At 68.2% G+C, this 7,800-nt stretch carries 8 protein-coding genes; 7 read left to right on the forward strand and 1 reads right to left on the reverse strand.

Annotated features, from left to right (window positions below; translation table 11 throughout):
- Positions 1-71 precede the first annotated feature (71 nt).
- The 6 genes from ACIBH4_RS17545 (at position 72) to ACIBH4_RS17570 (ending at position 5,498) form a co-directional block, all read left to right on the forward strand.
- Complete coding sequence (locus ACIBH4_RS17545) at positions 72-608, forward strand: cold shock domain-containing protein (RefSeq protein ID WP_364236992.1); 537 nt, start codon at positions 72-74, stop codon at positions 606-608.
- Positions 609-968: 360 nt separating this feature from the next.
- Positions 969-2,000, forward strand: a complete 1,032-nt coding sequence (locus tag ACIBH4_RS17550; protein ID WP_362521188.1) for a GDP-mannose 4,6-dehydratase — start codon at positions 969-971, stop codon at positions 1,998-2,000.
- Positions 2,001-2,105: 105 nt separating this feature from the next.
- Entirely contained in the window at positions 2,106-2,960 is an 855-nt protein-coding gene (locus ACIBH4_RS17555) for a 3-hydroxyacyl-CoA dehydrogenase family protein (RefSeq protein WP_362769419.1), read from the forward strand.
- Positions 2,957-3,247 (forward strand): acyl carrier protein, encoded by a 291-nt coding sequence (locus tag ACIBH4_RS17560; protein WP_362521182.1) that lies wholly within the window; start codon positions 2,957-2,959, stop codon positions 3,245-3,247. Before ACIBH4_RS17555 ends, ACIBH4_RS17560 begins: the two co-directional genes overlap by 4 nt.
- Entirely contained in the window at positions 3,240-4,349 is a 1,110-nt protein-coding gene (locus tag ACIBH4_RS17565; RefSeq protein ID WP_362521179.1) for an acyl-CoA dehydrogenase family protein, read from the forward strand. Before ACIBH4_RS17560 ends, ACIBH4_RS17565 begins: the two co-directional genes overlap by 8 nt.
- An 18-nt stretch (positions 4,350-4,367) precedes the next feature.
- The gene (locus ACIBH4_RS17570; RefSeq protein ID WP_362521177.1) at positions 4,368-5,498 is read left to right on the forward strand and encodes an HAD-IIIC family phosphatase; all 1,131 of its coding nucleotides are present in this window, start codon (positions 4,368-4,370) and stop codon (positions 5,496-5,498) included.
- On the opposite strand, the gene ACIBH4_RS17575 is transcribed toward ACIBH4_RS17570, so the two are convergent.
- Positions 5,495-6,127, reverse strand: a complete 633-nt coding sequence (locus ACIBH4_RS17575; RefSeq protein WP_362521174.1) for a class I SAM-dependent methyltransferase — start codon at positions 6,125-6,127, stop codon at positions 5,495-5,497. The two genes, ACIBH4_RS17570 and ACIBH4_RS17575, sit on opposite strands and share 4 nt — an antisense overlap.
- 219 nt (positions 6,128-6,346) lie before the next feature.
- On the opposite strand from ACIBH4_RS17575, the gene ACIBH4_RS17580 reads away from it, so the two are divergent.
- Positions 6,347-7,531 (forward strand): RNA-guided endonuclease InsQ/TnpB family protein, encoded by a 1,185-nt coding sequence (locus ACIBH4_RS17580; RefSeq protein WP_399172365.1) that lies wholly within the window; start codon positions 6,347-6,349, stop codon positions 7,529-7,531.
- Positions 7,532-7,800 lie beyond the last annotated feature (269 nt).

The following is a 7,800-nucleotide window of genomic DNA, read 5'->3' on the forward strand; positions in this document are numbered from 1 at the left end:
TTATCGCAGACGATTATCCGAGCAAGAGGTACCCATTTCGGGAAAACGTGGCTCTGGTGAGGTGCGGTGTGGTGGTAACGGGTAAGCTCGTCAGCTTCGATGAATTTCGCGGATTCGGTTTCATCGCCCCCGACTCGGGTGGCGAAGATGTTTTCATGCACGTCAACGACCTGAACAGCGACAAGCGTCTCCTCTCGATCGACACGAGAGTCGAATTCAGGGTCGAGAACGGCGGAAAGGGACTGAAGGCGTCCCAGGTCCGCGTACTCGACAGGCCTGCCGCACCGAAGGCCGCCCTGTCCTCGCCGCCCTCGCCGTCCCTGTCGTCATCGTCGTCCCTGTCGTCTCCGCCCGCCGTGCCGAAACCCGCGCCGACGCCCGCGTCGATCGCGGCGGCACCGGCATCGGCGCCGGCACCGGCTGTCTCCGCCACCGACCGCCAGGGCAACGACGCCGGTTTCTGTGACGTGCTCTCCGTCGGGGAAATGACGCAGGAGATCACGGAAGCCCTGCTCGTGGCCGTGCCGACGATGACGGCGGAACAGTTGCTCGGCGTCCGCCGATGCCTCGTCGGCCTCGCCCAGACACACGGCTGGGTCGAGGAGTAGCGCTTCCGGCACCGGGCCGCCGATCTTGTCAGCCGGATGGCCCGGGTGCCGATCACGATCTCGCCGACGGTTCCGTGGGAGTTCGCGGTGAGCCCTCCAGTCTCTAAAGTCCCAGAAGTCCCAGAAGTCCCAGGAATCCCTGGAGTCCCGGTAATTCCTCGGCGTTTCCCGGCCTTCTCGACTCTGGTGGCAGGCCACTGTCACCGCCGATCATCTGACACCCGGAAGAACTCCCTCGGTCACGGGCCGGCGGTCCGCCGGCCCGACGGACTCGATTCCCGCTGTGGGCACGCCGTCGGCGTCTTCGCGGTCGCGACGGTGTCCGGTCGGAATCTGTTCGCGGTGCTGAAAGGAAAGTGCATGTCCAGGCGCGCGCTGATCACCGGTATCACCGGTCAAGACGGCTCTTATCTGGCTGAGCATCTACTGTCCCTGGGATACCAGGTTTGGGGGTTGATCAGAGGCCAGGCGAATCCCAGGAAATCCCGTGTCAGCCGCCTTGTCAGCGATCTGTCATTCGTCAACGGCGACCTGCTGGACGAGGGGAGCCTGGTGAGCGCGGTGGACAAGGTGCAGCCCGACGAGGTGTACAACCTCGCGGCGATCTCCTTCGTCCCGATGTCCTGGGACCAGGCCGAGCTGACCACCGAGGTCAACGGCATGGGCGTGCTCCGGATGCTGGAGGCGATCCGCCTGGTATGCGGGCTGGACAAGTCACGTGACGGCAACAGTGGTCAGATCCGCTTCTACCAGGCGTCGTCCTCGGAGATGTTCGGCAAGGTGGCGGAGAGCCCGCAGCACGAGACGACGATCTTTCATCCGCGCAGTCCCTACGGGGTCGCGAAGACATACGGCCATTTCATCACCCGGAACTATCGCGAGTCGTTCGACATGTACGGCGTCTCCGGGATCCTGTTCAACCACGAGTCGCCGCGCCGGGGCACGGAGTTCGTGACCAGGAAGATCTCCCTGGGGGTCGCCCACATCAAACTCGGCCTGCAGGACAAGCTGTATCTCGGAAACCTCGACGCGGTCCGCGACTGGGGATTCGCCGGCGACTACGTCAGGGCGATGCACCTCATGCTGCAGCAGGACGAACCCACCGACTACGTCGTGGGCACCGGGCACATGCACTCGGTGCGCGACGCCGTACAGATGGCCTTCGAGTATGTGGGACTGGACTGGCGCGACCACGTCGTCGTCGACCCGGCGCTGGTGCGTCCCGCGGAGGTGGAGACCCTCTGCGCCGACCCGAGCCGCGCCCGGATCGAGCTCGGCTGGGAGCCCAGCGTGAGCTTCGAGCAGCTGATGCACATGATGGTGGAGTCCGACCTCCAGCACGCCTCGCGCGAGCGGGACTTCGGAGACCTCATCCTCGCGTCGAGCTGGTGAGTTCACGGCCGTCTCTCAAGCCCTCGGCGTACAGGGGGAGAGGCGGCCCGTGAAGCACGGGAAAGGCAAACTCGAACCGCTATGTGAGGCTCAGGGATGAACGAAGTGGAAGATGCCCGTCTGGGGGTCCTAGGGGCCGGAGTGATGGGCACGGGGATCGCGGTCGTGGCGATCGGCCACGGTATCCCGGTCGTACTCGTCGACGTGTCGGAGGACAAGCTCGCCGACGCCCGGCACCGCGTCGACCTCCAACTCCGGCACGCGCGGCTGATGGGCACGGTACCGGCGAAGGGTCAGGTGGCCGACCTGACGACGACCACGGACCCCGCGGCCGTCGCCGGCGCCACCGCGGTCGTCGAAGCCGTCGTCGAGGACGCCGAGATCAAGGCGAAGGTACTGGGCGAGACGTCACAGCTGCTCAGGGCCGGCACCCCGCTGATCTCCAACACCTCCGGCATCCCGATCGGGGAGCTGGGAAGGTTCACCGTCCGCCCGGACGAGCTGGTCGGCGTCCACTTCATGAACCCCGCCTACCTGATCACGATGGTGGAGGTGATCAGAGGCGACCTGACGAGCGACGAGACGATGACCGCGGTCACCGGACTGCTGGCACGGATGGGGCGCCGCGGGATCGTCGTGAGGGACGCTCCGGGATTCGTCACGAGCAGGCTGCTCCACCCGATGATCAACGAGGCGGCACGGATCGTCGCGGCCGGTGTGACCAGCGCCGAGTCGGTGGACGACCTGATGCGAGGCTGCCTCGGACACCCCACGGGGCCCCTGCGCACGGCCGACCTGATCGGGCTGGACAACCTGGTCGACGCGCTGCGAGCCCTGTGGGAGCGCACCGGCGACGCGAACTTCCAGCCCTGTGAACTCCTGCTGGAGAAGGTGGCGATGGGCCATCTTGGGCGTAAATCCGGTAAGGGCTTCTACGACTACGAGAAGGTGCTTTCGTGAACACGCACCCAGAAGAGACGCTTCAGCCGACCCCCGACACCATCCGGAAACAGATCCTCGACTTCCTCCAGGAGCGGATCAAAACGGAGGTCGCCGTCGACAGAGACCTGTTCGCCTCCGGGCTCGTCAACTCGATGTTCGCCATGGAGTTGGTCGTCCACCTGGAGCAGAGGTACGGCATCGCCATCCTCGGCGAGGACCTGAAGCTGGACAACTTCCGCACCGTCGAGCGGATGGCCTCCCTCGTCCTGCGGCTGCTGGACACACCGGTGGCGGACCATGCCTGAATGGCTCGCCCAGGCGCGCCAAGGGGTCACCGACCTGGTCGGCGACCAGGCGGCGGAATGGGACCTCGAAGGTCTCCTTCCCACCGAGACGCTGCGGACCCTCGGCAAGCTGGGCCTGCTCTGCGCCGAGGTGCCGCCCGAATACGGCGGTGTCGGTGCGAACAGCTCCGACAACGGCGCCCTCACCGCGCACGTGGGCAGCCTGTGCAGTTCCCTGCGCAGCGTGATGACGTCACAGGGCATGGCGGCCTGGACGATCCAGCGGCTCGGTGACGCCCGTCAGCGCCAGGAGTACCTTCCGAGGCTGACCGGCGGCGAGCTGGCCGCCGTCGCCTTCAGCGAGCGCGAGGCCGGCAGCGATGTGACGGCGCTGACCACGCGGATACGTGCCGACGGCGACACGGTGGTGGTCGACGGGCGAAAGACGTGGACCACCGTCGCCCGCTACGCCGATCTGATCGTCGTCTTCGGACGGTACGGGGACGAGGGCGCCGCCGTCGTCGTCCCCGCCGAGACCCCGGGGGTCACCGTACGCCCGGTGCCCAACCCCAGCGGCTGCCGGGCCGCCGGGCACGCCGACGTCGACCTCGACGCCGTACGGCTTCCGGCGAGCGCGGTGCTCGGGGGCGGCGGCCAGCAGCTCCAGCTGCTGGTCACCACGGCCCTGGCCTACGGCCGGATATCGGTGGCCTGGGGTTGCGTCGGGATCCTGCGGGCCTGTCTCTCCGCGGCGGGCTCGCACGCGGGTACCCGCAGGCAGTTCGGCCGGCCACTCGCCGAACACCAGCTCGTCGCCCGCCACCTCGCCGAGCTCATGGCGGCGGAGCAGGCGGCGACCCGGGTCTGCGAGCACGCGAGCCGCTGCTGGGACGAGAGGTCACCGGAGATGGTGATCGCCACGGTCCTGGCCAAGTACATCGGCTCGACCGAGGCCGCACGCGGTGCGGCGGCGGCCGTACAGGTGCTGGCGTCGGCGGGGGCGCAGGACGGCCATGTGGTGGCGCGGGCCTATCGGGACGCGAAGCTCATGGAGCTCATCGAGGGCAGCAGCGAGATCTGCCAGCTCATTCTCGCCCAGCACGCCGTCGCACAGTCACACTGACCAAGACGAGGAGGACAGGTGCCCGACAAGACCTCGGTGGTGAAATGCCTGGTATGGGACCTGGACAACACGCTGTGGCAGGGAACTCTGCTGGAGAACGACGAGATCCGCCTGCCGGACTCCATCCGTGAACTCATCCGGGTGCTCGACTCCCGGGGCATCCTGCAGTCCGTCGCGAGCAAGAACGACCACGATCACGCCTGGGCGAAGCTCGAGGCGCTCGGCGTCGCCGAGTACTTCGTGCTGCCCCACATCGGCTGGTCGCCCAAGTCCGACTCGATCCGGCAGATCGCGGACGAACTGCGGTTCGCCCTCGACACGATCGCGTTCATCGACGACCAGGCCGCGGAACGGGCCGAGGTGGCGTTCCACCTTCCCGACGTACGGTGCTACTCCGCCGAACACGTCGCCGAGCTGGTCGGGCTGCCGGAGTTCAGCCCGGAGACGGTGACCGAGGACGCGAGAAGCCGGCGGCGGATGTACCAGGCGGGGTTCCGCCGGCAGGCCGCGAAGTCCGGCTTCACCGGTCCTGACGAGGAGTTCATCCGCTCGCTCGGCCTGGTGATGCACATCGAGCACGCGACGGCCGAACACCTCGCCCGCGTCGAGGAGCTGACCCTGCGCACCAGCCAGATGAACGCGACCGGTGTGCACTACTCGCGGGAGACGCTGGAGCGGCTGCTCGACGATCCCGGGCACCGCGTCCTGGTCACCTCGTTGAGCGACCGTTTCGGGCCGCACGGGGCGGTCGGGGTCATCCTGCTGGAGCTGGGCCGCAGGACATGGCATCTGAAGCTGCTCGCCACCTCCTGCAGGGTCGTGTCCTTCGGCGCGGGCACGGTGATCCTGCGCTGGCTGATCGACCAGGCCGCCCGCGCGGACGTGCACCTGGTGGCCGACTTCCGCCGCACCGACCGCAACCGGATGATGGAGATCGCCTACCGGTTCAGCGGATTCACCGAAGGAAAGTGCCCGTGCGTCGGGAGGCTGCCCGCCTCCGGGGTGAGCGGTCTGGAACGACTCCACCTCGTCCCGGCACCGCAGGGCCCGCCCACCACCATGACCCTCGTCGCACGCGACCTCGGGACCCTCGGGACCTCGTCAGGCCCCCGGCCCTTCGATCTGCGCAGCCCCTCACCCGTCGTCTAGCAGGGCGGTTCGGTCGCTCCCCGCTTGCGCACCAGGGTGATGCCGTCCGCCGCCGGCAGCAGTGAGATGTCCACCCGGTGGTCCTCTCGCAGGAGGGCGTTGAACTCGCGGATGGCCTCGGTGTCCGCGTCCCGCGCCGCCGGGTCGGTGACCTTGCCGAAGAACAGGGTGTTGTCCACCACGATCAGCCCGTTCTCCCTGAGCAGTGACAGGGCGGCCTCGTAGTACTTCGGGTAGCCGGGCTTGTCCGCGTCGATGAACACGAGGTCGACCGAGCCGGGCCCCTCGTCGAGCAGGAGCGCGGCGAGGGTGTCCGAGGCGTCGCCGATCCGCAGGTCGATCCGGTCGAGCACACCGGCCCGGCGCCAGTGGGGCATTCCGACGCGGGGCCACCGCTCGGTGATGTCGCAGGTGATGACGCGCCCCTCGGGAGCGACCGCGCGGGCGAGGCACAGCGTGCTGTAGCCGGTGAAGGTGCCGACCTCCAGCACGGTCCGCGCGCCCACGAGCCGGGCGAGCAGCGTCAACAGCTGCCCCTCCTCGGCCATGACCTGCATCGCCATGCCCGCGGGCAGGGCGGCGGTCTCCTCGCGCAGGGAACGCAGGATCTCGTCCTCCCGAAGCGACATCCGCCGAACGTACTCCGACAACTCTGCTGTGACATGCAGCTGACCGGCCATCAGTTCCTCCCGAGGGGACCGTCGTCTTCAGGCGACGGGGGAATCGGGAGCGGGAGGGCCGCTAAGGCCCGAGCGTGTAGTGGCCTGGCGGGTTCGCGCATTCCGCGTCTCCTCTTTCCGGTGTTCGATACGGTGGGAACAAAGGTTCGAGCGAGGGGGGTGGTGCTCGTGCGTAGGTCGTTGAAGTTCCTGTTGCGTCCCACCGCCCGCCAGAGTGCCGCGTTGGCCGCGTGCCTGGATGATCACCGTGCCTTGTACAACGCCGCGCTGGAGCACCGCCGCACCGCCTACGCCAGGGCGAAGGTGAGCGTCCGCTACGGTGACCAGTCCGCCGACCTCAAGCACATCCGCGCCGACGACGCGGGCGGTCAGGGCCGGTGGTCGTTCTCCTCCCAGCAGGCCACCCTGCGCCGCCTGGACAAGGCGTTCGCCGCGTTCTTCGCCCGCGTCAAGGCCGGGCGCACGCCGGGCTTTCCCCGCTTCAAGGGCCGGGGGCGGTTCGACAGCGTCGAATGGCCGAAGGACGGCGACGGTTGCCGGTGGGACTCCCAGCCTGAACACCCCACCGCGACATATCTGCGCCTTCAGGGTGTCGGCCACGTCCGCGTCCACCGGCACCGGGCCGTGCGCGGCACCGTCAAGACGATCGGCGTCAAGCGGGAGGGCTCCCGCTGGTACGTGATCTTGTCGTGTGACGATGTGCCCGCCGAACCCCTGCCCGCCACCGGCACTGCCGTCGGGATCGATCTGGGGGTGGCGTCGCTGGTCACCACCAGCGAGGGTGAGCACCTGGCCAACCCGCGCCACCTGGCCGCCTGCGCCGAGCGCCTCGCCGCCGCCCAGCGCGACCTCTCCCGCAAGAAACGCGGCTCCGCGCGGCGCCGCAAGGCGGTGGCCCGCGTCGCCGCCCTGCATGCCAAGGTCCGCCGTCAACGCCTGGACGGCGCGCACAAGGCCGCCCTCGCGCTGGTCGGCGGCTACGACGTGATCGTGCACGAGGACCTGCGGATCGCGAACCTGACCCGCTCGGCCTCCGGCACGCTGGCGGCGCCCGGCGTCAACGTGGCGGCCAAGTCCGGTCTCAATCGCAGCATTCTGGACGCGGGGTTGGGGGTGTTCCTGACGATCCTGTCGCACAAGGCTGAAAGCGCCGGTCGAGAGCTGATCGCGGTGAACCCCGCCAACACCTCCCGCACCTGTGCCCGATGCGGGCACTGCGCGAAGGAGAACCGCGTCACTCAAGCCGAGTTCCGGTGCGTGTCGTGCGGGCATGCCGCGCACGCCGATGTAAACGCGGCGACCAACATTCTCAGGGCAGGGCTTGCCCTTCGCGACGCTGCGGAAGCGGCTTAACGAGAAGCCGCTCCCTTCAGGGAGCGGAGGAGTCACTGCGCGAGTGTACGGCCCGGCTCGCTGGTCTTTTTCCCACTCTCGGCGCCGGAGTTACTAATGATTTTCGGGGAGCGCGGAGCCGAGACTGATCCGATGTTGGCGGAGCCTGTGGGTTCGACCGCGGCCGGTGTGGTCCGTCCGGCGGTGCTGTGATCGCCGAACTCGGTTGCGAGGCATCCGGGTCCCGGCGAGTTGATGAGTTCGTGCTGGTCGTTGAAAAGGGTTGAGCT

Origin of the sequence: Streptosporangium sp. NPDC050284, assembly GCF_044459525.1 — a bacterium.
GTDB lineage: Bacteria > Actinomycetota > Actinomycetes > Streptosporangiales > Streptosporangiaceae > Streptosporangium.